At 37.3% G+C, this 24,173-nt stretch carries 24 protein-coding genes, 2 pseudogenes and 1 other annotated feature; of the genes and pseudogenes, 12 read left to right on the top strand and 14 right to left on the bottom strand.

Annotation, left to right across the window (positions count from 1 at the left end; all coding sequences use genetic code 11):
* The 5 genes from COE49_RS01060 to COE49_RS01080 form a co-directional block, all read left to right on the top strand.
* A partial coding sequence (locus tag COE49_RS01060) for a spore germination protein (protein WP_098357691.1) occupies nt 1-1,515 on the top strand: 1,515 nt, incomplete at its 5' end.
* Between the two features lie 16 nt (nt 1,516-1,531).
* Nucleotides 1,532-2,626 carry a spore germination protein gene (locus COE49_RS01065; RefSeq protein WP_088232282.1) on the top strand — a complete coding sequence of 365 codons (1,095 nt, stop codon included), beginning with the start codon at nt 1,532-1,534 and terminating at the stop codon, nt 2,624-2,626.
* On the top strand, nt 2,602-3,681 hold the full coding sequence (locus COE49_RS01070; RefSeq protein ID WP_098945654.1) for a Ger(x)C family spore germination protein: 1,080 nt from the start codon (nt 2,602-2,604) through the stop codon (nt 3,679-3,681). Before COE49_RS01065 ends, COE49_RS01070 begins: the two co-directional genes overlap by 25 nt.
* Before the next feature lie 92 nt (nt 3,682-3,773).
* On the top strand, nt 3,774-3,959 hold the full coding sequence (locus COE49_RS01075; protein ID WP_098252749.1) for a hypothetical protein: 186 nt from the start codon (nt 3,774-3,776) through the stop codon (nt 3,957-3,959).
* A gap of 97 nt (nt 3,960-4,056) precedes the next feature.
* Nucleotides 4,057-4,485 (top strand): pyrophosphohydrolase domain-containing protein, encoded by a 429-nt coding sequence (locus COE49_RS01080; RefSeq protein ID WP_088232285.1) that lies wholly within the window; start codon nt 4,057-4,059, stop codon nt 4,483-4,485.
* 165 nt (nt 4,486-4,650) lie between these two features.
* On the opposite strand, the gene COE49_RS01085 is transcribed toward COE49_RS01080, so the two are convergent.
* From COE49_RS01085 to COE49_RS01140, 11 genes and pseudogenes are all read right to left on the bottom strand, one after another.
* Nucleotides 4,651-5,463: a VrrB protein gene (locus COE49_RS01085; protein WP_098945655.1), complete on the bottom strand. Its 813-nt coding sequence runs from the start codon at nt 5,461-5,463 to the stop codon at nt 4,651-4,653.
* A 149-nt stretch (nt 5,464-5,612) separates the two neighbouring features.
* Nucleotides 5,613-8,021 carry a leucine--tRNA ligase gene (leuS, locus tag COE49_RS01090; protein WP_098945656.1) on the bottom strand — a complete coding sequence of 803 codons (2,409 nt, stop codon included), beginning with the start codon at nt 8,019-8,021 and terminating at the stop codon, nt 5,613-5,615.
* A gap of 65 nt (nt 8,022-8,086) precedes the next feature.
* Nucleotides 8,087-8,305, bottom strand: a binding site (T-box leader).
* Between the two features lie 187 nt (nt 8,306-8,492).
* Nucleotides 8,493-9,686 carry an MDR family MFS transporter gene (locus tag COE49_RS01095; RefSeq protein WP_098945657.1) on the bottom strand — a complete coding sequence of 398 codons (1,194 nt, stop codon included), beginning with the start codon at nt 9,684-9,686 and terminating at the stop codon, nt 8,493-8,495.
* Between the two features lie 243 nt (nt 9,687-9,929).
* Nucleotides 9,930-10,127 (bottom strand): annotated as a pseudogene (locus COE49_RS01100) (cation/H(+) antiporter); the annotation flags it as partial.
* A pseudogene (locus COE49_RS27885) lies at nt 10,066-10,257 on the bottom strand (cation:proton antiporter regulatory subunit); the annotation flags it as partial. The pseudogenes COE49_RS01100 and COE49_RS27885, both read right to left, overlap by 62 nt.
* Nucleotides 10,258-10,291: 34 nt before the next feature.
* Nucleotides 10,292-10,858 carry a tyrosine-type recombinase/integrase gene (locus COE49_RS01110; protein ID WP_088232288.1) on the bottom strand — a complete coding sequence of 189 codons (567 nt, stop codon included), beginning with the start codon at nt 10,856-10,858 and terminating at the stop codon, nt 10,292-10,294.
* A gap of 204 nt (nt 10,859-11,062) precedes the next feature.
* Nucleotides 11,063-12,922 (bottom strand): FtsX-like permease family protein, encoded by a 1,860-nt coding sequence (locus COE49_RS01115; protein ID WP_088232289.1) that lies wholly within the window; start codon nt 12,920-12,922, stop codon nt 11,063-11,065.
* 17 nt (nt 12,923-12,939) lie between these two features.
* A complete protein-coding gene (locus tag COE49_RS01120) occupies nt 12,940-13,701 on the bottom strand; it encodes an ABC transporter ATP-binding protein (RefSeq protein ID WP_000165846.1) in 762 nt (253 codons plus the stop codon).
* A gap of 315 nt (nt 13,702-14,016) precedes the next feature.
* The gene (locus tag COE49_RS01130) at nt 14,017-15,039 is read right to left on the bottom strand and encodes a DUF418 domain-containing protein (RefSeq protein ID WP_088232291.1); all 1,023 of its coding nucleotides are present in this window, start codon (nt 15,037-15,039) and stop codon (nt 14,017-14,019) included.
* A gap of 136 nt (nt 15,040-15,175) precedes the next feature.
* Nucleotides 15,176-15,325 carry a hypothetical protein gene (locus COE49_RS01135; protein WP_001129345.1) on the bottom strand — a complete coding sequence of 50 codons (150 nt, stop codon included), beginning with the start codon at nt 15,323-15,325 and terminating at the stop codon, nt 15,176-15,178.
* Between the two features lie 15 nt (nt 15,326-15,340).
* Nucleotides 15,341-15,604 (bottom strand): YtzC family protein, encoded by a 264-nt coding sequence (locus tag COE49_RS01140; protein ID WP_000840873.1) that lies wholly within the window; start codon nt 15,602-15,604, stop codon nt 15,341-15,343.
* A gap of 111 nt (nt 15,605-15,715) precedes the next feature.
* Between COE49_RS01140 and mnmL the strand changes: the two genes are divergently transcribed.
* The 4 genes from mnmL (at nt 15,716) to COE49_RS01160 (ending at nt 19,458) form a co-directional block, all read left to right on the top strand.
* Nucleotides 15,716-16,675, top strand: coding sequence for a tRNA modification radical SAM protein MnmL/YtqA (gene mnmL, locus COE49_RS01145; protein WP_098252752.1), 960 nt, complete (start codon nt 15,716-15,718; stop codon nt 16,673-16,675).
* The gene (gene mnmM, locus COE49_RS01150) at nt 16,672-17,244 is read left to right on the top strand and encodes a tRNA 5-(aminomethyl)-2-thiouridylate-methyltransferase MnmM (protein WP_088232293.1); all 573 of its coding nucleotides are present in this window, start codon (nt 16,672-16,674) and stop codon (nt 17,242-17,244) included. Before mnmL ends, mnmM begins: the two co-directional genes overlap by 4 nt.
* 128 nt (nt 17,245-17,372) lie before the next feature.
* A complete protein-coding gene (locus COE49_RS01155; RefSeq protein ID WP_098945658.1) occupies nt 17,373-18,047 on the top strand; it encodes an aspartate/glutamate racemase family protein in 675 nt (224 codons plus the stop codon).
* A 109-nt stretch (nt 18,048-18,156) separates the two neighbouring features.
* Complete coding sequence (locus COE49_RS01160; protein ID WP_098356926.1) at nt 18,157-19,458, top strand: PepSY-associated TM helix domain-containing protein; 1,302 nt, start codon at nt 18,157-18,159, stop codon at nt 19,456-19,458.
* A gap of 36 nt (nt 19,459-19,494) precedes the next feature.
* Here COE49_RS01160 and COE49_RS01165 read toward each other — a convergent pair whose 3' ends face one another.
* The 3 genes from COE49_RS01165 to COE49_RS01175 are packed head-to-tail and all read right to left on the bottom strand — an operon-like array spanning nt 19,495 to nt 21,673.
* Nucleotides 19,495-19,728, bottom strand: a complete 234-nt coding sequence (locus COE49_RS01165; RefSeq protein ID WP_140417464.1) for a hypothetical protein — start codon at nt 19,726-19,728, stop codon at nt 19,495-19,497.
* A gap of 39 nt (nt 19,729-19,767) precedes the next feature.
* Nucleotides 19,768-20,832, bottom strand: coding sequence for a tetraprenyl-beta-curcumene synthase family protein (locus tag COE49_RS01170; RefSeq protein WP_140417465.1), 1,065 nt, complete (start codon nt 20,830-20,832; stop codon nt 19,768-19,770).
* A gap of 37 nt (nt 20,833-20,869) precedes the next feature.
* On the bottom strand, nt 20,870-21,673 hold the full coding sequence (locus tag COE49_RS01175; protein ID WP_088232298.1) for an alpha/beta hydrolase: 804 nt from the start codon (nt 21,671-21,673) through the stop codon (nt 20,870-20,872).
* Nucleotides 21,674-21,747: 74 nt separating this feature from the next.
* Here COE49_RS01175 and COE49_RS01180 point away from each other — a divergent pair, with 74 nt between their 5' ends.
* The 3 genes from COE49_RS01180 to COE49_RS01190 all read left to right on the top strand — a co-directional run bounded on the left by COE49_RS01180 (nt 21,748) and on the right by COE49_RS01190 (nt 24,091).
* Nucleotides 21,748-22,260: a gamma carbonic anhydrase gene (locus COE49_RS01180; protein ID WP_098945659.1), complete on the top strand. Its 513-nt coding sequence runs from the start codon at nt 21,748-21,750 to the stop codon at nt 22,258-22,260.
* 142 nt (nt 22,261-22,402) lie between these two features.
* Nucleotides 22,403-22,936: a phosphatase PAP2 family protein gene (locus tag COE49_RS01185; protein ID WP_098945660.1), complete on the top strand. Its 534-nt coding sequence runs from the start codon at nt 22,403-22,405 to the stop codon at nt 22,934-22,936.
* A gap of 12 nt (nt 22,937-22,948) precedes the next feature.
* The gene (locus tag COE49_RS01190) at nt 22,949-24,091 is read left to right on the top strand and encodes a glycosyltransferase family 4 protein (protein WP_098252756.1); all 1,143 of its coding nucleotides are present in this window, start codon (nt 22,949-22,951) and stop codon (nt 24,089-24,091) included.
* Nucleotides 24,092-24,173: the final 82 nt, after the last annotated feature.

Genomic DNA, 24,173 nt, shown 5'->3' on the forward strand with positions numbered 1-24,173 from the left:
CAAAATAAACAACAAAGCTCTGAAAGTAATAGTATTTATGATTTTACAAAACCAGAAACAGACCATATTCATTCGCTCCAAGATTTAATAGAGAAACTAAAAAGGTCTAGCGATTTTGTTAATTACCATACATCTGACGATGAAACGATGCCTTATTGGATTTCTTATTATCGTCCTTCACTTGATGGTGAGAAATTGCAAAAGTATTTAATGCCTATCCTTTTGGAACGACCTAATGCTTCACTAGAAGAGCTGAAAGAACATATTCCAATGAGCGGCATTACAATTACAAACGATTTACAAAAGATTGAGGACATGGTTTTAAAAGGTCATGCAATTATTCAATTAAATCAGCAAGATCAAAAGTGTATGCTCGCGAATATTGCGATTGATAATTATCGTGCACCAACTCCTCCATTAAATGAATCAACTGTTATCGGTCCTCAAGAGGGATTCGTAGAGGATGTTGATACAAATATTAATTTAGTTCGAAAACGCCTTCCCGTTTTAGATTTACAAACAAAAGAGATGATTATCGGCGAATTTTCAAAAACAAAAGTTGTCATGATGTATTTAGACAACCTCGCTGAAAAAGAGAATGTAGATTTTCTCGAGGAATCATTACGCGCTCTTGAGTATGATCAAATTAATGATAGTGCTTATATACAAGAATTAATGGGGGAAAAGTCGATTTTCCCTCTCTATATCAATACAGAACGCACTGATAGAGTTACAAAAGCACTTATTGATGGGAAAATTGCTATTTTTGTTGATGGTTCTCCAAGTGTTTTACTAACACCTGTATCATATTTCGATTTTTTCATTTCACCAGAAGACTATAACGTCTCTTGGTTATACGCTACATTTTCAAGAATTTTACGTCTAATCGCTGTTTTATTCTCAATTTGCGCGACACCATTATATGTTGCCACTTTAAACTATCACTATGAATTAATTCCTAGTGATTTATTAGAAACGTTAATTTTATCAAGGGCACAAGTACCGTTTCCACCTTTAATTGAAGCGCTATTCTTAGAACTTGCCATTGATTTATTAAGAGAAGCTGGTGCGAGATTACCGATGAAAGTTGGTCAAACACTTGGTATTGTAGGCGGTATCGTAATCGGACAAGCATCTGTACAAGCTGGTTTAACGAGTAATATTTTATTAATTATCGTTGCCTTATCAGCACTTGCATCCTTTATTACACCTATTTATAAAATGGGTAACGCGGTTCGGTTACTCCGTTTCCCATTTCTCATATTTGCAGAAATAGGAGGACTTCTCGGGATTTCTCTTGGATTCATCTTTTTATTTACCCATTTATTTAGACTTACTTCTTTACGTAAACCGTACGCGTTGTTTTATCCGACAAGACAACAATCTGTTAAAGACTCTTGGATTCGTTTTCCATTAACAATGATTGATACAAGAGATATACAAGCAAGGCCACAACATGTAAAAAAATCTGCAAAAGGGATTTCAACAAAACATAGATCCGATTTTGACGATTAAGAAATGAGGTGCATTGATGAGTAAAGTTCAAGAAAAATATCAAATATCTCCTATCTTTGTTTTCTTCTTAATTCACAGTGCACAGTTTGGTGCCGGAGTTCTCGGATTCGCTCGCATTATTGCAAAAGCCGCTGGATATGACGGCTGGATGGGAGTTCTAATTATAGGAGTTTGTGTCCATATTCTTATATGGATGATGTACTTTTTATTAAAAGAAACAAACGGAAACTTAGTTGATTTACATCGACAAACATTTGGAAAATGGCTAGGAAACGGCATTAGCCTCATCTTTATGGCTTATTTTTTCGCCGTCAGTATTTCAGTCATTCGAACATACGTTGAAATTATTCAAGTATGGATGTTTCCTACCGCTTCAACTTGGATGTTAACTCTCTTTTTATGCTTAGTTAGCTACTACATTATTTCTTCTGGATTTCGTGTCATTACTGGTATTTGCGTCATTTCAGTTGGCGGTACATTAGGATATTTATTTCTTAGCCTTTTCGTTTTGAAATACTCACATTGGGATAATCTACTACCTGTGTTCACACATTCTTTTTCAGATATTTTACAAGCTGCCCATCTTGCAGTTTATAGTATGACAGGGTTTGAGGTCTATCTCATGGTATATCCATTTGTAAAAAACCCTAAACAATCTCATAAATTTGCTCAATACGGGGCACTATTTTCAAACCTCTTATTTTTATTTAGTACCCTTTTAGCCTTTGTGTTTTTTAGTGAGAAGCAATTGTTAAAAACGATATGGTCACAACTTTCCATGACTCAAGTAATTCAATTACCATTCATAGAAAGGCTAGAATATATTGCGATTTCAGCTTATGCACTCGTTATTATTACGAGTTTTATCCTTCCGTTATGGGCAGCAACAAGGGGAATCCATGAAATATTTCGTGTAAAACAAAGAGGTGTACTACTTGCCTTATTGCTTATCACCCTCATTGTTTCACAATTGTTATCAAACAGACATGCTATTAATAACTTTATTAGCTATTCAGCGGAAGTTAGTTTTGGGCTTATCTATGTATACATCCCTATCCTATTTATTATTGTGTGGGTGAAAAGAAAATGGAAAAAATCAAAAGCAAATTAATACTTATTTCTTGTATAACACTCTTCAGTTTAACTGGATGTTTACAAAAAAATATTGTCGATGATGTACAGCTTATTCAAGGAACTGTTTTTGATGTAGCAAAAGATAATAAAGTAAAAGTGACGTTTGTTTGCCCTATTCAGCAAAAAGGAAATAAGGTTCAAATTTTTGAAGGAACAGCAAATGCGGTAAAACAAGTAAAAGCAAATACATCTTTAGAGTCTTCTCAACCATTTGCTAGCGGACAAATGCGGGTTGCTCTATTTACTACAAAACTTGCTAAAAAAGGAATGTCTACTTCATTTGACACATTAATTCGAGATGTAAATATAGGAAACGCTTTATATGTTTCTTTATTAGAGGGAAGTGGTACTGAACTTTTAAAAGGGAAATATACAACAGCATCCAACGTTGCAATCTATATAAAAAAATTGCTAGAACATAACATGGAAACCGGCCCTTTACCAAAGGATAACCTGCATTTAGGAGCATTCCGTTATTATCAAGAAGGCCAAGATTACTACATTCCGATTCTAAAAAAACATGCCGATAAAATAAAAATCATCGGAATTGGTCTTTTTAAAAAGGATAAATATGTCGGTAAAATCGCTGAAAAAGATATGTTCCTATTTAAAGGACTGTTAGAGAAACATAAATTAGATTCGCATGAATTTAAAGCTGATTCTGGTTACGTAGTGGTTAATAATATTCGCTCCGTTCCAACTTACGATATAAAAATTAAAAACGGGAAACCTTCTTTTTTCATTCACGTTCACCTTGATGCCCGTATTCAAGAATTATCGAAACAAATTAACTTAGAAAACGAAAAAAACACAAGCAATATTGAAAAATCCATCCAAAAACAATTGGATACACAAGGTAACAAACTAATTAAACAGTTTAAATCTTTAGGTGTCGACCCTCTTGGGCTAGGAGCAAAATATAAACAGCATTATCGTCCATTCAAATTAGAAGAGTGGCGACGGATGTACAAAGATGTACCAATAAACTTAAAATACACTATGAATATTACAAATTCTGGTGTAATTGAATGAGAAATGATTGAACTCCTCTCTCCAGCATGATACAACGGAGAGAGGAGTTTTTTATTACCAAATAGAGAGAGAAGATATTTACGGGGGAGCTTATGTCAAAAAAATTAATAAAGCCTATTTTAAATGGTATTTTATTTCTCAGCGTCTTTTTATTTGCTCATACATACTTAAAAAATGTTTCCTTCACACGTTATTTACTCGTCGTTATACCAATGCTACTCGTTGGTATGTTTGGCATCGATCTTATTCTATCCATGTTAATAAAAAAAGAAGAATAACTAGCGAACATCTTATTTCTATAAGATGTTCTTTTCATTTCATAATCACCTTATGTTACAATGAAATTCGGCACAAAACGAGAAAGGATGAAACAACATGACAAACGAAAAAGGTTTAGATAAAGGGTACGAACTTGTTGCGAAAATGCATGAAGTATTCGGGCATCCTGTGACAAATACCCCAACAAAATTAACAGATGAGCGCGCAAAAATTCGTGCTAGCTTTATGCAAGAAGAACTAGAAGAATTTCTAGAAGCAACAACTGTTGAAGACCAATATGATGCACTTATTGACCTTATTTACTTTGCATTCGGAACGTTTGCAGAAATGGGCGTACGTCCAGATAAAGGATTTGAAATTGTAAACAACGCTAACATGGCAAAACTATTCCCTGATGGGAAACCTCGCTTCCGTGAAGGCGACGGCAAAATTCTAAAACCTGAAGGATGGCAAGCACCAGAACCACAACTTCGTGCTGAAATCGAACGCCAACGTCAAGAAGTATTGGCAAACGCTAGTAAATAATACAAGAGGAACTGCTAGGAATATTCTTAGCAGTTTTTTTATACTCTTATTCACAAATCATGAACTTCATATTTTACTACTCCATATCACATTCCAAAATATAAATATATTTTCCCTCAAAATAAAAAATCCCCTTGCGCACAAGAGAATTTTTCATGTAATTCATTAATGTCCCACATGTCCAGCATGCCCCGCTGCTCCTGCTGTTGCAGCCGCCGCCCCAGCTGCTGTTCCGGCACCCATTCCACTAGCCCATGGCTGCTGTTGTTGCTGATATTGTTGTTGACCTTGATGGTGTTGCTGGCCTTGGTGGTGTTGCTGGCCTTGATGGTGTTGCTGACCTTGGTGGTGTTGCTGGCCTTGGTGGTGTTGCTGGCCTTGGTGATGGTGTTGACCTTGATGATGGTGTTGACCTTGGTGTGTTTGATACAAAACCGCCTGCGGATGAAGCTGGTGATGGCCGTGATGATGTACTTGTTGTTGGTGGTGATGACCTTGGTGATGATGACCGTGATGATGATGACCTTGGTGATGGTGACCGTGATGATGATGACCGTGATGATGGTGACCGTGATGATGATGACCGTGAACACCTTGAGGGAAACCGCCGACACCACCAGCTACAACACCGATTCCAGGTACAGGAAATCCTGTCTGTACGCCTCCAACGAAAGGTGGAAACATAGTCGGCATACCTACAGGAACGCCCCCTTGTGCGCCTCCTACTAATGTTGGAATTCCTGTTTGTGCTCCAGCTACTGATGTTGGGAATCCTGTTTGTACTCCCGCTACTGACGACGGAAATCCTGTTTGTACTCCAGCTACCGACGACGGAAATCCTCCAGCTGTTCCTCCCATCCAACTTGGCATTCCACCATACCCGTGATGTCCATCTCCTCCCATGAACATCATTTGTCCATAACTATCCGATCCACCTCCGAAGAAGCCATGTGGTGCATTATTGTCCATCCCTTTCATTCCTTTCACCTCTTCTTCTCAATTTAGCCTACCTTTTTTATCATATTTCTTATAGAAGAATAGGTGTTTGTCTTTGTGGGAATTTCACATCTTTTTCTTCATTCATAATAAAAAAGCTCAGAGCGTAAAGGCTCTGAGCTTTTCATTCATTAGTTTGCAACAACGTTAACAAGTTTTCCAGGAACTACAATTACTTTACGAACTGTTTTCCCTTCAATTTGGTCTTGAATTGCTTCAAGTGCAAGTTGTTCCATTTCTTCTTTTGATGCGTCTTTACTCATTGTTAGTTTTGCGCGAACTTTACCCATAACTTGAACAACGATTTCAACTTCATCTTCTACAAGTTTAGACTCATCAAATGTTGGCCAGCTTGCATATGTGATTGTTTCATTGTATCCAAGTTTGCTCCATAGTTCTTCCCCGATGTGAGGCGCTACTGGTGCAATCATTTTCACGAAACCTTCTACATATTCTTTCGGAAGTGTTTCAGCTTTGTATGCATCGTTGATGAATACCATCATTTGAGAAATCGCTGTGTTGAAGCGAAGCTCTGCATAGTCTTCTGTTACTTTCTTCACTGTTTGGTGGTACGCTTTTTCAAGCTCTTTATTTGGTGCATCAGTAATTTTCTCACTTAATTCACCGTTATCTTGAACGAATAGGCGCCATACGCGGTCTAGGAAACGACGAGCTCCGTCAAGACCATTTTCAGACCAAGCGATTGAAGCATCTAACGGTCCCATGAACATTTCGTATAGACGAAGTGTATCTGCACCGTGGCTTGCTACGATATCATCAGGGTTTACAACGTTACCTTTTGATTTACTCATTTTCTCGTTGTTTTCACCTAGAATCATACCTTGGTTGAATAATTGTTGGAACGGCTCTTTCGTTGGAACTACACCGATATCATATAATACTTTATGCCAGAAACGAGCGTATAGTAAGTGAAGTACAGCGTGTTCTGCACCACCGATATAAATATCAACTGGAAGCCATTGTTTTACTTTTTCAGGATCTACAAGTGCTTCGCTGTTATTTGGATCGATGTAACGTAGGTAGTACCAACAGCTACCAGCCCATTGTGGCATTGTGTTCGTTTCACGACGACCTTTTTTACCAGTTTCAGGATCTACAACATTTACCCACTCGTCAATGTTAGCTAGTGGTGATTCACCTGTACCTGAAGGACGGATGTTTTCTGTTTTCGGAAGAACTAGTGGTAATTCTTCTTCTTTCACAGCTGTCATTGTGCCATCTTCCCAATGGATTACTGGAATTGGCTCACCCCAGTAACGTTGACGGCTAAATAGCCAATCACGTAGACGGTACGTTACTTTTTGATTTCCTGCGCTCGTTACTTCAAGCCATTCAATCATTTTTACGATTGCTTCTTCTTTATTTAATCCATCAAGGAATGCTGAGTTTACGTGAGCACCATCACCTGTGTATGCTTCTTTCGTAATGTCTCCGCCTTTTACAACTTCCTTCATTGGAAGATTGAATGTTGATGCGAATTCATAGTCACGCTCATCGTGAGCTGGAACCGCCATTACAGCACCCGTTCCGTAAGTTGCAAGAACATAGTCAGCGATCCAAATTGGTAATTTCTCACCGTTTACCGGGTTAACTGCGTAAGCACCAGTAAATACACCAGTTTTCTCTTTTGCAAGTTCTGTACGCTCTAGGTCACTCTTCATTTTTACAGCGTTAATGTAAGCTTCTACAGCTTCTTTTTGTTCTGCTGTTGTAATGTCTGCAACAAGCGCATGCTCTGGAGCAAGTACACAGTAGCTTGCACCAAATAGTGTATCAGGGCGCGTTGTGAAAACTGTGAACTTCTCATCTGTACCGTCGATGTTGAAGTGTACTTCTGCACCTTCAGAACGACCGATCCAGTTACGTTGCATATCTTTTAAGCTTTCTGGCCAATCAAGCTCATCTAGATCTTCTAATAGACGATCTCCGTAAGCTGTAATTTTTAACATCCACTGTCTCATCGGACGACGCTCAACTGGATGTCCACCGCGCTCACTTTTACCGTCAATGATTTCTTCGTTTGCAAGTACTGTACCAAGTGCTGGGCACCAGTTTACAGGTACTTCATCAACGTAAGCTAAGCCTTTTTCAAATAGTTTTAGGAAGATCCATTGTGTCCACTTGTAGTAGTTTGGATCTGTTGTATTTACTTCACGGTCCCAATCGTAAGAGAAACCTAATGATTTAATTTGATTACGGAATGTATTAATATTGTGCTCTGTAAATTCTGCTGGGCTGTTCCCAGTATCCAGTGCGTATTGCTCTGCTGGAAGACCGAATGCATCCCATCCCATTGGATGAAGAACGTTATATCCTTGCATACGCTTCATACGAGATAAAATATCTGTCGCTGTATAACCTTCTGGATGTCCTACGTGTAAACCTGCACCTGATGGATATGGGAACATATCTAGTGCATAAAATTTTGGTTTTTCTGTCTCATCTGGCGTACGGAATGTTTTATTCTCTTCCCAATACCCTTGCCACTTTTTCTCAATTTCTTGATGATTAAAGCTCATGAGATACCCTCCTTGAAATTCTATTTATTTTCACCGCCCAAAATACAAAAAACCTCTCATCCCTGGAAAGGGACGAGAGGTTATAGATTCCCGCGGTACCACCCTAAATTAATGTAAAAAATACATTCGCTTAGATCCGTAACGTGGATTAACGGCAATTGCTACTACTAGTTTCACAACTGCAACTCAAAGGCGAGTTCATAACGAAACGTGGATTGACTTGCACCGACCGTCAACTCTCTAAACCAGCTTCTATTACTACTACTCCTTCTCACTGTTATTACAAATATGAGTTAATGGGAACTACCCTCCGCCTCGTATCTCTTAAGAGCTTACTTGAAGCAGGGCTTCTCGGTTAATCGTTACTCTTAATAACTAACGAATTCGTCTTAGGACAGCCGAGCTATCTCCCTTGTTCCAAAGGTTGTTTTATTTAAATATATTCTAAAACATGTTACATGTTCCGTCAAACTAAACTGCAATTTTTTCTTCAACTGTTTCTTCTACTTTAACTCGTTTATCATAAATGCTCGTTGCAATAAGCGCTACTACAAGCATTACCATGATTGCTATAAACAATACTTCCATATTGTATAAATCAACAATTGCTCCACCAACGACCGGGCCGAACATTTTCCCTACAGTCGCCGCGCTATTTACGACCCCTTGATAAAAACCTAACTTATCTTTTGGCGCAAGTATATTGGCAATGGTCGGAACTGCTGGCCAAACAAATAATTCACCAATCGTTAATGTTACCATTGCAACGAGGAACATCGTAAATTGCTGCGCTTGACTTAACACAACGAATGACGCCGCAAAAATAATGATTCCAATCATAATTTGTTGTTTTAAAGAACGCTTCATCCAGCGAATGAGCATACTAACTAATGGCTGCGCACAAACAATCATCGCTCCATTTATCGTCCATAATAAACTATAGTGACGAAGGCTAATATTTAACTCCTGCATATGTGTCGCAATCGCCCCTTGCCACTGTACATATGTAACCCAGCATAAAGCATATGCTACACACACAATAAGAAGTGCTTTGAATCCTGGTGTAAGTGACCAGCCTTTTTCCGTTTCAGCTTCTTTTTGCGCTCCTGGCTCTTTTTTGTCTTCCATACCACGGAATCCAATAAAAGCAATCAAGAAGAAAACAAAGTATAAAATAAAGTTCGCTAAGAAAATATAATCAAAACGATACGATGCAACTAATCCACCACACGCTGTTCCGATCGCAATACCAACGTTTTGTCCAACATACATCGCATTAAATGCTCGTCTTCCGCCCTCTGGCCAAACCGTACCAACCATCGCATACATCGATGGGAAGACCATTCCAGAACCGAATCCGATTAACGCTAGCCACACAACGTATAAAGGCCAACCATGGAAGAACACGAGACCTAAAATTGATACGAGTGTAATAACAATCCCTACTAAAGTTGATTTATAACCGCCCCATTTATCAAATAAAACACCGCCGAGCAAGTTTCCGATTACACCAGTAAGCGAGTTGATCATTAATACCATTCCGGCCACAGATAAAGATTTTCCTAGGTGATCATGCAAATAAATTGTATTAAAAGGCCATAAAAAAGAAGCACCCGTGACATTAATAATCATCCCAGCTACTAATAGCCATACTTTCCTTGGCATAGTCTCCCCTCCTATTCTATTTTTTTCGTTCATCTATAACAGTAAAATTGTAGTCGTTTTTAAATGGGAAGGCAACTGATTAATAGTTGATGAAATTCAGATAATAGATGTTGGTAAATGAAATTACATTGATTGCCGCTTGAAATATATCAGCGATTTTTGAAATATATCGACCGCAACTCAAAATATATCAGCGATTATTAAAATATATCGACTTACCGACAAAAAACGACATCAGTAACAATATATAAATAAATAGAGAATTCTCCGCGTGATACGGCCAAGGAAGGAAATAACTTCTCCGCTTTCAATAAATCTTAAATCGATAAGCCCTAAATCTGGGGCATGGGGCCCTACTAGCATACCGAGTATAATGAGAAACGGAATAAATTTGTCTCGCTTCAGAATCGCGAAGAGAAATGCTTGAAATACTCTCATCATGATCCGCGTCAAAATGATACATTTCTCTTCTTCCATCATCATGAATAACGATAACCATTTTTTCATTACCTTTTGTAATTACTTCAAACTTACAACCAATGCCCGGAAGTTCACTTTCTCTAATATTCATATTTTCCGCCTCCTAAAGTTTTTAGTTACGGCTTTTATAAATCTACATCAATCTCTGTTTTAAACTCTTCATCTTTTGAGATCCCCAAATACTTCAACGTCTCTGAAGGTGTCGCGTGATGAAAATGTTTTTGCAATAACGCAATCGCTACACCTCTTTTGTACGCGTGAAATCCAAATGTTTTTCTCATTGAGTTCGTTCCAATTTTTCCAGGGATTCCAACAGCTTCCGCAGCACTGTGAATCACACGATACGCTTGTTGGCGCGTAATTGCATTTGTCGTTTTATTAGATTGAAATACGTAGTTTTCTCTTTTCATATCAAAAGATTGTACATACTCTATAAGCGCTTCTTTTACTTTTGCATTTAAGTAAATATCTTGTTTAAACTTTTCATCTTTCACAGGAAGAGAATAAAACTCTTTAACAGTTCCATCTTCATGTAATACATCTTCAAATTTCATGCTCAGCAGTTCTGTAATTTTTAATCCCGTATTAATCCCAATAACGAATAAAAGATAATCTCGCTGCGAATGCTCTTTCAAATATTTTTTCATAGCCTCAATTTGGCTTATATCTTTTAACGCCTCTACAACTTCCATGCACGTATTCTCCTCATCTTATGAACGGTAATTTTCTCATCATGTTGTCCATTTTACCTTATCACGTTACTGAATTTCCATGTATTCTCCATTATTTTCACGCGGTATGCCTATTGATTATAATCATTTTCAATGCGGAAACTTACTTCTATACAAATATGGGTAAAAATAATAAAAACCGAGCAGTTTCGCTCGGCTTTTAAATTAATCTTCTTTCGGAAGAACAATTCCCTTATACAATTGAACTGTAATGAAGTAATAAATCGAGTAAATGATTACGAAAATAACAATCGGTAACCAAATACGGAAGTACGGATCGATTAAAATAAACCCGAAAATATTCATACCAACTAATACGTGAGCAATACCCACAATCCCCGGGAATAAGAATACTAAGAATAACTCTTTATAAATAGATTTTGTTAATAATTCACGGCGTACACCAATTTTACGAAGCATTTGATAACGTGTAATATCTTTTGATGCACCAGAAAGAATTTTAAACATAAGACAGCTTGCCATCATCGCTAAGAAAGCAATTCCAAGGAAGAAGCCCATAAACACTGTTCCGCTCGCAACGCCGTATAACATGTCGTAAGTTTGATATTTACTATCTAATCTTTCAGCTTTTACATTTTTATATTTAACTAGCTGCAACTCGTCAAGTTTTTTCCATTCTTTTGTGTGCGCTTCAAAATCATCTGTTTTTCCAGTAAATACGATTCCTTCTTTACCATTTACAGTATCATATAGTTTTTGATCTACAATTTTAATTGCATGATCTTCATATACGTAGAATGGCTGGATTGTTCGGAAAGCCTCATCCCATTCTTCTGGAAGTGCTTTAGCGTTCGCATCTTTTTCATTCATTTCTCGAGAAACTGCACCTACTGGCAGATCCGCTGAAACTTTCTTTGTATTCACTAAATCCTTCATCGACTTCATATTTGACATATCTTTTATTAAAGGACGATTTTTCTCTAAATCCTCTTTTACATAGTAAACGTATTTATCATCGACTTTGTAACGATATTCATTTTTTTCTTTAAATGTAATACCATCTAAAATTTTCTTTTCTTCAGCTGTAAGATTATGAACTACTGAATCATATGTTACTAAACCGTCAGCCATTTTTATAACGTTATTTTTAAATGCCATACCACCTGAAATTGCACCCGCTCCAAGAGCAACTAACATCGCTACTGTCGCAAGCACCTTTGTTAGGCTATTAATACGGAAGTTTAATTGTGCAAATGTAAAGGCATTAAGCCCTTTTTCGCTTCGTTTTTTATTACTTTTTAACTTTTTAATAAAGACTGGAAGAAGTGATCCAAATAGCATATAAGTACCAGCTGTTGTTGTAATTAATGCAATAAGGATTCCCATTTCTCTTAGTTTTTCCATGTAAACCATTGATGCATAGCCAATTCCTAATAAAATAACAGCAAGGAAAGCAACTACACCTGTCATTTTTCCTTTTACTGTAACACGCTCTGTTTGTGCATCTGCATGTACAAGTTGCAGTACAGAAATGCGAGATAATTTAATACTATTCATAATTGCTGATAGTACAAATAGTGCAAAGAAGAAGATGCAAGTAACAGTCATAGACGGAAGATAAAATGCTTTATAGCCTTCTCCAGCAAATTCAAGTTGCTTCATTAATAACTGTCCGATACCTTCTGCAAGTCCTACACCAACTGCAAGTCCAATCACAAGAGATGCAGCACCTAATACAATTGTCTCAATAAACATAAGTAATGTAACTTTATGCTTTTTTGCTCCTAACATCATATACATACCAAACTCTTTTTGACGAAGAGATAATAAGAAAGAGTTCGCATATAAAATATAGAAGAACGTTATGATAGCTAATAAAAATGAACCTGCTTGGAATACAAATCCAATTGATTGAATAACTGAGTTAGATTCGATAAACGCTTTATTCAGCGCTAACGTTTGAAACATATAAAAAATTGAGATAGACATGACAAGACCGACAAGTAAGACGATATAATCTTTCAGCTTACTTTTTAGTCCTGACATGGAAAGTTTGAATAACATATCCTAGACCTCCTTTCTTACGCTTTTTGTGTACCTAAATCTGCAAGTACGTCTAAAATTTCTTTATAAAATTCTTCACGTGTACCACCGCGGTGAATTTCTTTATATAGCTCACCATCTTGAATGAATAAAATACGCTGACAGTAACTTGCACTGTACGGATCATGCGTGACCATCATAATAGACACACCTTGATCTTTGTTTAAGTTTGTCATCGCATCAAGTAAACTCGTTGCATTTTTAGAATCAAGAGCTCCTGTTGGCTCGTCTCCTAAAATAATTGCTGGCTCATGCACTAACGCACGCGCTGCTGCTGAACGCTGTTTCTGTCCACCAGATACTTCAGATGGATATTTTTGAAGAATTGCCGAAATGCCTAACATATCTGCTACTTTTTCTACTTTCGGTCCAATATTTCGTGACGAAACACCTTGAAGAGATAGTGGAAGTGCAATGTTTTCGTAAATAGATAAGTTCTCTAATAAGTTAAAGTCTTGGAAGATGAATCCTAACTTTTGTGAGCGGAAATCTGAAAGCTCACCTTGCTTCATTTTTGTAATATCCGTACCCGCAATCTCAACAACGCCGCCTGTCGCTTTATCAAGCGTTGAAATTACATTTAATAGTGTCGTTTTACCAGAACCAGATGGTCCCATAATTCCAACAAACTCACCCTCTTGAATTGAGAATGATACACCTTTTAACGCATGTGATTGATTCTCACCTTTTTTACCGTACACTTTTTGAACGTTTTTTACGTCTACAACTGGTTTCGTCATATATATCCTCCTACGCTTGTTTTTCCATTACCTATTTTGCGCCTTTTGGAGATGAACTGCTATTTGTTAACATTACATTTACCTTACAGTTTTGTAATGTCAAAAGGATGAGTGTGTAATGTTCATTGGTAAATGAAATTTTTATCGGCGATTTTTCAAATATATCGACCACAACTCCAAATATATCGGCGATTTTCAAATTATATCGACCACAACTCCAAATATATCGGCGATTCGACAAGGAATATCGATTTGCCGACAAAGAATGACAATAAAAATAGGCTGCTCCACAAAAGGAACAGCCCACTTCTCTCTTTATTTCTTTAAAGGTGTTACCGTCCAATACGTAATAACACGCCAAATCCATTCTAGTGGACCCATTTTAAAGATTTTCATCCAAATTACGCTAAAAATAATTTGGATTACATAAATTGCAATACATACGTATAACGTCTGCATGTAAGTTAAATTCCCTGCAAAATTAAATACACTTCCTGCGATTAATATCATTACAGTTTGTCCGATATAATTTGTTAACGCCATACGACCGTAATATTTCAGTGGCGCTAATACTGTTTGAACTGGTTTTAATTGAAGTAATAAAATTAATGCTCCAACATAGAAAGCTGAAATGATTGGTCCAACTGTAACGCCAATTTTTAAAAACTGACTTGCGGCATCCATTGTCCCATCCTCATTCATAAGTATCATGTTCACAAATGGATTAGCAGGAACGTGCCCATATTGATACCATACAGCTATGACACTTAAAACAAACATAATACCTGTAAAAATAGCGACTTGCTTTATTTTCGCTGAAAGATTTTCAAACACTTTATACTGTCCTGCAGCAAGCCCTAATAAAATTAGACCTAGCGGTAAAAATTCTTTAGCTCCCATTACACTGAAAGTAATTGTCAAAATAAGCCCTAGTACTAGGTTCACTTCTTTTTTCGCTTTATAAAACGGTAAAACGATCAATCCGCAAATTGCATATAACGCTAATGCCTCTCCAGGTTGAAACATTTGATGGATATAGCCAAAAATAAATAATGCCACTATGCGGCGTAAAAATAAAACATACCCATTTTTACCCTTTGCAATCGCTCTAGAGATAAAGATATAAAATCCTACTCCAAATAAGAATGAGAAGATTGAGAAGAAACGACCTTCTACAAATAAGTATAAAAACCTTTGATAGCTAGCATCCACTGTATTAGGATCTGGAATTTTAATGTTAAGTAGTGCAAGAATATTTACTAAAATAATCCCCAGTAATGCGAAGCCACGAATGTAATCTAACTCATCAATTCGTTTGTTTGTAATAGTGTTCCCCATAAAGCAACTCCTTGTCTAAAATTTAATCCTTCCCTACTCTATCGGAGAAAGCGGCTCACAACTATCGACAAACCTTACAGGAATCTTACATTATTGTAATATAACAAAATAAAACCAGGTCATATTGCGACCTGGTCTACTCTGATTGCTTCGATCTTTGAGGTTGTCCCTTTTTACTGTTACGCTGTTTCACTTGAACAACTGGATCAAGCTCATTCGAAAACTCAGCGTTATGTCCGTTTTGCGTTTTTTGCTCTGGGTTATTTTGATCTGAACGTTTCGCCATTACATTCACTCCTTATTAGTGCGGTGTAATAATCATTTGATGTTGCAATTGGCGAATTGCCATACGTGCTCTATTTAACTGCTCACGTTGCTCATCATTTGCATGTTGTTGCATTGTTTGTAAATCGTTATATGCTTGTTCTAATTGTAACTGCGCATCTGAATACTCCATCGTATTGTAATGCTCTTGTCTCATGCCAAGATTTAATTGTTCTTTCGCATATTCCACCGCTTGTTCCGCTTGTGTAATATACGATTCAAGTGATTGACGCTCTGCCATAATTGTCCCTCCTTGCTTCAATTCCCCTTTAGTGTGTCCCTTCCATCTGAACCTTATGAGTATGTTATAATGTATTTTGTTTCATTTTGACTCGGCTTAGGAGGGAAAATAATGAAGGTTCAAAACCCTTTTCCATATACAAACGACAATAAACGTTATCACACATGGAATTACCATTTACGAAATGAATTTGGTGAAAAAATCTTTAAAGTTTCATTAGATGCTGGCTTCGATTGTCCGAACCGTGACGGTACAGTTGCTTATGGCGGTTGTACATTTTGCAGTGCCGCTGGATCTGGTGACTTCGCTGGCAATCGCCGCGATGATGTTATAACGCAATATCATGAAATGAAAGAAAAAATGCGCTCAAAGTGGAAAGACGGGAAATGTATCGCTTATTTCCAAGCTTACACAAATACACACGCACCACTTGAAGTGCTAAAAGAAAAATTCGAACCGCTTCTAGCAGAAAAAGACGTTGTCGGTCTTTCTATCGCAACTCGTCCAGATTGCTTACCGGACGATGTCATTGAATATTTAGCGGACTTAAATAAACGCACGTACCTTTGGGTTGAACTCGGATTACAAACTGTTCATGAACGAACTGCAAACCTGATTAACCGCGCTCACGATTATCCGTCTTATGTGGAAGGTGTAAATAAATTACGTAAGCACGGTATTCGAGTTTGCTCTCATATTATTAACGGTCTTCCACTTGAAGATTACGACATGATGATGGAAACAGCTCGTGAAGTAGCGAAGCTTGACGTACAAGGAATTAAAATTCATTTACTTCATTTATTAAAAGGAACGCCAATGGTGAAGCAATATGAAAAAGGACAACTCGAGTTCCTTTCTCTTGAGGATTACGTAAGTCTCGTTGTTGACCAACTTGAAATTATTCCAGAAGACGTAATTGTGCACCGCATCACAGGTGACGGTCCACCTGATTTAATGATCGGTCCAATGTGGAGCTTAAATAAATGGGAAGTATTAAATTCCATCGATGCAGAATTTGTACGCCGCGGAAGCTGGCAAGGAAAATATGCAAATGAGGAGAAACAAAAATGAAATTAGAACGTGTATTACCGTTTGCTCGCTCACTGTTGCAAACGGCAGTAAAAGAAGGCGATTACGCTGTAGATGCAACACTTGGAAATGGTCATGACACTTGCTTCCTAGCTGAAATCGTTGGAGATAACGGAAAAGTATTTGGATTTGATATTCAAAAAGAGGCGATTGAAAGCTCTACTGTCCGCCTAAAAGAAAAAGAACTTTTCGAACGTACTGTTTTAGTTCACGATAGTCACGACACGCTTTTATCTGTACTACCAGAAGATGCAAAAGGAAAAGTAACAGGCGCCATTTTCAACTTAGGTTACCTTCCTGGCGGAGACAAACATATCGTTACAAAACCGAACTCAACAATCTCAGCGATTGAACAATTATTAGAAGTAATGGCACCTGAAGGTATCATCGTCCTTGTTATTTACCACGGACACCCAGAAGGCCAAGTAGAACGCGACGCTGTTCTCAAATTTGCAGAAGAGCTAGACCAAAAACAAGCTCATGTACTACGATACGGCTTCATTAACCAGCAAAATAACCCACCATTTATCGTGGCGATTGAGAAGCGATAATATATCGACGATTCAACACAACATATTGACTTATCGACAAAGCATAACAAACAGACGTGCAATCATTGCACGTCTGTTTGTTATTCTCCTATATAATGGATGTATACAATATTAAAGGAGATGAAACAATGATCGGAATACTAGCAGGAATGGGGCCAAAATCAACTGGACCATTCGTTGATACAGTTGTAGCAAAATGCCAAACAATATACGGAGCAAAGCATGATATGGACTTTCCTCATATGATGATTTATTCTTGCCCAACACCGTTTTATATGGATCACCCTATTGATCACGAAGCGATGAAAAAAGCGATTATTGAAGGAGCACAAAAACTTGAAAGTACTGGCGTTAACTTTATCGCTATGCCGTGTAATACGGCACATCTTTATTTTGAAGAATTACAGCATTCTCTTTCCATTCCTATTTTGAATATAGTCGATGAAACGTTACAAACAATTCCTGAAAATATAAAAAGAGTCGCTCTTCTCGCAACAGAAGCAACTGTTCAAGCAGGGATTTACCAAGATGGCATTGCAAAGCGTAATATAGAATACATTCATCATGAAAAATGGCAAGAAATGATTAATCAAATTATTACTTGGATTAAATCTGGAGAGATTGAAGAAGCCCGCAAATTATGGAGTACGCTCGTTTTACAATTGAGAGATGAAGTAGATACTGCTATTATCGCATGTACCGATTTGAATGTGGTAGCGAGTGAGGATTTTGTTGATTCTGCTCAATGTCTTGCTGAAGCGGTTGTTAGAATGTATGTATCAAATACAAAGAGGTCTTCATAAGCATAAAATTTTTAACTTTCTTCACAATTCTTTCAAAATATCCACACTTAATCTCGCTATATTAAATGAGTAATCTATTCATATAGGGAAGGTTAGGGGAACTGAAAGTATGAAACAAAATCGTTCGCTTCATTACATTTTTTGGCGTTGGCATTTTTATGCTGGGCTCTTTATTACGCCGCTTCTTATTACGTTGTCACTGAGCGGAATTGGGTATTTATTTCGGGAAGAGGTTGAAGATTTCATCTATAAAGATTTATATTTTGGGAAGAGCGCCCAAACAGAATCTATTTCGATGGCTGATTCGCTTTTATTAACAGAGAAAAAATATCCACATTACAGTGTGGCGAAAATTAGTGAATTTAATGGGGATTATAATACACGACTTACCATTGCAAATGAATATACTGGACAACAAAAATATGTGTATTTAGATAGCAATAATCAAATTGTCGGAGATCAAAACGCAAGTGAAACATTTGCTAATATAATGCGGGAATTACATAGTTCCCTTTTAGTTGGTGGTACTGTCGTCAACTATATTGTAGAACTTGCAGCGTGCTGGACAATCTTTTTAATTGTGACTGGGTTGTATATGAGTATACGCCAATTCAAAAACACACCATCATCCAATAAGCGAGAAAAAGCAAAACGACGTCATTCTATTATCGGTATTATATTTACAATTCCTCTCGTTCTGCTAGTCGCATCTGGATTGCCATGGTCAGGATTTATGGGAAACCAAATTTATAAAATCGCATCGTCAAATGAATCAATCGGATATCCAAAATTGTATATGGCACCACCTGAATCAAAGGTAAAAGAATTACCGTGGGCAACAAGAAAGGAAGCTCCTCCTGAATCGAATTCAAATGAGCCAAAAGCACTTTCTGTCGATGAATTACAAAAAGGAATTGAAATAAAGAAGCCTTATGTTATCTCTCTACCAACTGATCCGAAAGGTGTATTCACTGTTTCAAAATCGAGCGGTTCTGGTATTACAGGTATGCATGTCGCACCGAATGAAGAAATAACAGCTTACTTTGATCAGTATAGCGGAGAACTCATTTCCAAAACGGACTATCGTGATTATGGATTATTTGCACAATGGTTCACTTACGGTATCCCGCTTCATGAAGGGCATTTATTCGGATGGCCAAATAAAATAGTATGCTTACTAACGACATTATCTTTATTACTTCTCATTTATTACGGAATAAAAATGTGGTTAGCAAGAAAGCCGAAAGGAAAATTAGCAGCACCTCCAAAGCAAAGAGATAAGAAAAGCGTACTCGTTTTCTTTATCATGATGGTTATACTAGGCGCTGTCATGCCTTTATTTGGACTGTCTATTTTAGTTATTTTCGCGATTGAACTTCTTATATATGTATTTTCAAAAATACGATCTTAATAAAAAAGCATTTGTACTACCGTGTACAAATGCTTTTTATTTACTATTTTCTTTTTTTCTACCACTTATTAAAAAGACAATATCTACGGTAATAATCAATGCAATGATAACTTGAGCTACATAATCCATCGTTGTAGGACCGCCGGCTTTATTCATCATCATATACATTCCAGTTACAAATGAAATGGAAAGTAGCACGAGTAATGTTACTTCAATATGGTCATATAGCTTTTGAAACAATCGCTTCATTTCCGCCACTACCTTTACCATATTATAACAAAAACCACTCTATAAGAGTGGTTTTCTTCATCACTGCGCCATTTTCTTTCGGTACATCTTCCCGTTCCAGTAGAAGAATCGTGAAGTGAGACCTCCGTATTTTACGATTCGCCGTGCCATTTTGTGCATATTCTTTTGTGCTGATACTTTTTGATCTGATAAATAAATGCCAAGTAATCCTCGGCTTATGAGACGATGAAACTTCGCATGAGGCAAATCACCAATGCTCTTCTCTGCTTCTTCTACAAAATGTTTCATGCGATCTAATATAGCTTGCTCGTTTTCATAATAACTACAGAAATTCAAATCCCCGCCGGCGCGGTCTTCTTCTTGATCGATGAAATAATCAAGTAAAATGTGAAGTCCTTGTACGTAAGGGAAATATCCTTGTCTAATTTTCGCAATATCTTCATCATGTAATTCATCATGGAATGCATATGCTACAAGACAGAAGATTCCAAGCGTAGAACCGGCACATGCTGAAAATTCAAACCAACTCATCTCAGGTAAGTTTTCTTTATGTGCTTCAAACCATGTTTGTAAGCGTGGTTCCCTTTCTTCTAACTTCACGTGTTTATGAATTTGCAAATCACAGTAATAACAAGCAAGTTCATGAAGAACAGGAGCGATTTTGTCATAATGCTTCGTTTTCTTTAAAACATCTTGGCACGTTTCAACAAGTTCATCTAAATAACCACCATCATCTTGATCATCACGGTAACGATAATAATTACCGCCACCTTCTACTTCAGGTGATAATGCCATTAACATCGATTCATGCAGCGCGGCAAAATCATTTGGGTCAAGTGATGTACTGCGATCACATAAATTATCTAAATAGTCGCTAATCGTTTGATACGCTACGATAAAACGAATACATTCCTCTCGGTGCTCATTCGCTAACAAGGCTAAAATGCCACCGCCCTCGCAATGAAACGTTTTATGCTCAATACTTGCGATTGCCTGACTATGAAGCTCATCATTCGGAATATGGTAGGCACGCTCTTTCCACATCGCTAGCTCATGGTGTACAACCGGAAACACATCACGGTATACTTTCGCCATGAGCGTTATGGGATTACTCGGTACGTTCACTTCTTCCTTCATCTCCTCTATTCAATGTACAAATAATTTACTTATTTGTTTCTATTATGTTATGGATACGTATTTCAGTAAATGCCTGAATATAATTCAAAATTTCATCACGCTCATATTCATTTAATAACTCATGATAACAATTCGGCCATTCTTTATATGCCTTATCACTTATTTTAACATTATCAAACCAGGTGCGGACACGTGTTTTATCTACAAGTTTATCCTCACATGCTTGCATTAGCAAGAGTGGAACATCTGGAAAATCGCCTATTTTTTTATGAGCAATTTCAATAGACTTAATTAATTCACTATACCAACGTACTGACACTTTGCGCAAGAACAACGAATCATTCTCCATCGCATCTCTCACTTCATGATTGCGTGTTGACATTTCCACCGTAAGATTCGTTGCAAATTGCAATTTTGGAGCAACGATGTTTAATATTTTTGACGCAGCTCGAAGCGGAGTAGCAGGTGAAGCTAATACACCTAAACATGGCGAACTTAAAACAATACCATCTATATCCTCTCTCTTCGTTTCTTGCATCATACGAATAACGATAAGGCCACCCATACTATGACCGAATAGAAAAATGGGTAATCGATACTTTCTTGCTTCTTTCACCCATACTTTAACTTCCTCTATATATTCATCAAATGAAGCAATATGTCCTCTATTTCTTGAGGTCGTTCCATGTGACGGAAGGTCCCCCATCACGACATGATAGCCGATATGATTCCACATTTCCGCGACTGCTTCGTAACGTCCGTGATACTCCATAGCGCCGTGCACAATAACGAATACAGCTTTCGCTTCCTCTGCTTCATAATTCCACATACGGACCTCCTCCATTTCACTCTTTTTCATAATTTGATACACTTAAACTAGTCTCTAGGAAAGGAAGGCTTTACATGATATATCCTTACAAAGAAAAAAATCCGAAAATTTCGAGTAGTGCTTTTATCGCTGACTACGTAACCATTACAGGTGATGTGACAATTGGTGAGGAAGCAAGTATTTGGTTTAATACAGTCATCCGAGGTGATGTATCACCAACAATCATCGGAGACCGGGTAAATGTACAAGACCAATGTACACTTCATCAAAGCCCACAGTATCCTCTTATTTTAGAAGATAACGTTACAGTTGGGCATCAAGTTATTTTACATAGCTGTCATATTAAAAAAGATGCTTTAATTGGAATGGGCTCTATTATATTAGATGGTGCTGAAATTGGCGAAGGAGCCTTTATCGGTGCTGGGAGCCTCGTTTCACAAGGAAAGAAAATCCCGCCAAACACATTAGCTTTCGGTCGTCCAGCGAAAGTCGTTCGTGAATTAACAGAAGAAGACCGTAAAGACATGGAGCGTATTCGCACACAATATGTTGAAAAAGGTCAATATTATAAATCACTGCAAAAATGATTTTATCGCTGCCATAATACTGGCAGCTTTTTTTATAAAATCTAACTTTTTCTTTACAAAACATTATTACTCCCTCAACAAAATCTTATTAAAATAAAAGCTAATATCTCCATATATATGTAAACGAGGGAGGAGAATTTTCATGAAGGCCAGTGGACTGTATAAAATAGAATGTTACATTTTCAAAGGAATTAACCGATACTTTGATCAAAAAACGTTAAATATCTTTTTCAGCAATATTACTCACATCGGTGGTGCTACTTTCTCCATTTCGCTTACACTTTTCTTTTTAATTTTCACAAAAGGAACTTTGCACCAAGCTGCAATTGCAACTGCTATTTCGTTAGCAATTAGCCATGTCCCTGTGCAAATATTAAAAAGATGGTATCCACGAAAACGTCCTTATTTAACAATTCAAGATGCGAAATATCCAGTCCATCCATTGAAAGATCACTCTTTCCCGTCTGGTCATACAACGGCTGTTTTCTCGGTCTTCATTCCTTTTATTTGCTATAATCCAAGCTTACTTGTTTTTCTATTACCGCTAGCACTATGCATCGGTATTTCTCGTATTTATTTAGGACTTCATTATCCGTCAGATGTATTCGTCGGTATGTGCCTCGGCACTTGCTCTGGCATTGTCTCTTATTATCAATTCATCCCACTTTTCACATAAAGGAGCGATATGATGAGAGTCGCCATATTTACCGATACTTTTACACCACAAGTGAACGGGGTTGCGAAAACGTTAGAGCGGTTAACACGATATTTTCAGAAAGAAAATATCGCCTACTCTGTTTTCGCCCCTCAGCATACGGCTGAAGATAATTTCGTAGCGAATGTGAACAAAATGAGAAGTATCCCGTTAACAATATTATATCCAGAATGTCGCTTTTCTTTTCCTACTCCGCGCATTAAGCGGGAACTTCTTGCCTTTAAACCTGATATGATTCACATTGCCACACCTTTCAACATGGGACTTTGTGGGTTATATTACGCAAAAAAGTTGAACATCCCGGTTGTCGGTTCTTATCATACTGATTTTGACGCCTATTTACGCTATTACAAAATCGAATTTCTCTCCAATATGCTTTGGAACTATTTAAAATGGTTTCATAGTCATATGCAAAAAAATTTCGTTCCATCCTCTGAAACATTACATCAATTAAAAAATAAAGGCTTTCAGGCTCTCTCTATATGGGGACGCGGGGTAGATTGCACAATCTTTCATCCATCTTACAATACAGACCTATTCCGAAAAAAATATAATATTACAGCGAAGTACGTTCTTTCCTACGTTGGAAGAATTGCTCCTGAAAAAGATATCGACACTCTTCAAACACTTATTCAAACGACAAACAAAGAACGTGACGATATTCATTGGCTCATCGCTGGAGATGGTCCTCTAGCACCAAATTTACGTGAAGCTGTTCCGCAAACAAATGTAACCTTTACTGGCTATTTACAAGGTGAGGATTTAGCTGAATCCTATGCTTCTTCTGATCTAATGGTATTTCCATCATCTACTGAGACCTTTGGAAATGTTGTACTTGAATCCCTTGCATGTGGCACACCTGTCATTGGTGCAAATAGTGGCGGGGTTAAAAATATTATTAAAGATGGAAAAACGGGAGTTCTATGTGAACCTAAAAATGAAGACTCATTTTTATCATCTATTTATAACTTGTTAAATAATGAAGAAACACGTAAACAAATGAGCCAAGATGCTCAATCCTATGCCGCTACACAAAGCTGGGATGAAATTTTCAATGATTTACTCATGCATTATGATGATGCGATTCAAAGTCGAAAAACGGAAATGCTAGCTTAAACTCAGCTTATGTATCATCAATTCACAATATAAAAAGAGGCCACCTTTCGAAGTGTGACCTCTTTTTACATTGCGTTTTTAT

This window comes from Bacillus sp. AFS029637 (genome assembly GCF_002584985.1).
GTDB lineage: Bacteria > Bacillota > Bacilli > Bacillales > Bacillaceae_G > Bacillus_A.

What these genes read in the sequence shown, in the direction of transcription:
- COE49_RS01065 (WP_088232282.1), top strand. Translation starts at nt 1,532, where the DNA reads ATGAGTAAAGTTCAAGAAAAATATCAAATATCTCCTATCTTTGTTTTC.
- COE49_RS01070 (WP_098945654.1), top strand. Translation starts at nt 2,602, where the DNA reads ATGGAAAAAATCAAAAGCAAATTAATACTTATTTCTTGTATAACACTC.
- COE49_RS01075 (WP_098252749.1), top strand. Translation starts at nt 3,774, where the DNA reads ATGTCAAAAAAATTAATAAAGCCTATTTTAAATGGTATTTTATTTCTC.
- COE49_RS01080 (WP_088232285.1), top strand. Translation starts at nt 4,057, where the DNA reads ATGACAAACGAAAAAGGTTTAGATAAAGGGTACGAACTTGTTGCGAAA.
- COE49_RS01085 (WP_098945655.1), bottom strand. Translation starts at nt 5,463, where the DNA reads ATGAAAGGGATGGACAATAATGCACCACATGGCTTCTTCGGAGGTGGA.
- leuS (WP_098945656.1), bottom strand. Translation starts at nt 8,021, where the DNA reads ATGAGCTTTAATCATCAAGAAATTGAGAAAAAGTGGCAAGGGTATTGG.
- COE49_RS01095 (WP_098945657.1), bottom strand. Translation starts at nt 9,686, where the DNA reads ATGCCAAGGAAAGTATGGCTATTAGTAGCTGGGATGATTATTAATGTC.
- COE49_RS01110 (WP_088232288.1), bottom strand. Translation starts at nt 10,858, where the DNA reads ATGGAAGTTGTAGAGGCGTTAAAAGATATAAGCCAAATTGAGGCTATG.
- COE49_RS01115 (WP_088232289.1), bottom strand. Translation starts at nt 12,922, where the DNA reads ATGTTATTCAAACTTTCCATGTCAGGACTAAAAAGTAAGCTGAAAGAT.
- COE49_RS01120 (WP_000165846.1), bottom strand. Translation starts at nt 13,701, where the DNA reads ATGACGAAACCAGTTGTAGACGTAAAAAACGTTCAAAAAGTGTACGGT.
- COE49_RS01130 (WP_088232291.1), bottom strand. Translation starts at nt 15,039, where the DNA reads ATGGGGAACACTATTACAAACAAACGAATTGATGAGTTAGATTACATT.
- COE49_RS01135 (WP_001129345.1), bottom strand. Translation starts at nt 15,325, where the DNA reads ATGGCGAAACGTTCAGATCAAAATAACCCAGAGCAAAAAACGCAAAAC.
- COE49_RS01140 (WP_000840873.1), bottom strand. Translation starts at nt 15,604, where the DNA reads ATGGCAGAGCGTCAATCACTTGAATCGTATATTACACAAGCGGAACAA.
- mnmL (WP_098252752.1), top strand. Translation starts at nt 15,716, where the DNA reads ATGAAGGTTCAAAACCCTTTTCCATATACAAACGACAATAAACGTTAT.
- mnmM (WP_088232293.1), top strand. Translation starts at nt 16,672, where the DNA reads ATGAAATTAGAACGTGTATTACCGTTTGCTCGCTCACTGTTGCAAACG.
- COE49_RS01155 (WP_098945658.1), top strand. Translation starts at nt 17,373, where the DNA reads ATGATCGGAATACTAGCAGGAATGGGGCCAAAATCAACTGGACCATTC.
- COE49_RS01160 (WP_098356926.1), top strand. Translation starts at nt 18,157, where the DNA reads ATGAAACAAAATCGTTCGCTTCATTACATTTTTTGGCGTTGGCATTTT.
- COE49_RS01165 (WP_140417464.1), bottom strand. Translation starts at nt 19,728, where the DNA reads ATGGTAAAGGTAGTGGCGGAAATGAAGCGATTGTTTCAAAAGCTATAT.
- COE49_RS01175 (WP_088232298.1), bottom strand. Translation starts at nt 21,673, where the DNA reads ATGTGGAATTATGAAGCAGAGGAAGCGAAAGCTGTATTCGTTATTGTG.
- COE49_RS01180 (WP_098945659.1), top strand. Translation starts at nt 21,748, where the DNA reads ATGATATATCCTTACAAAGAAAAAAATCCGAAAATTTCGAGTAGTGCT.
- COE49_RS01185 (WP_098945660.1), top strand. Translation starts at nt 22,403, where the DNA reads ATGAAGGCCAGTGGACTGTATAAAATAGAATGTTACATTTTCAAAGGA.
- COE49_RS01190 (WP_098252756.1), top strand. Translation starts at nt 22,949, where the DNA reads ATGAGAGTCGCCATATTTACCGATACTTTTACACCACAAGTGAACGGG.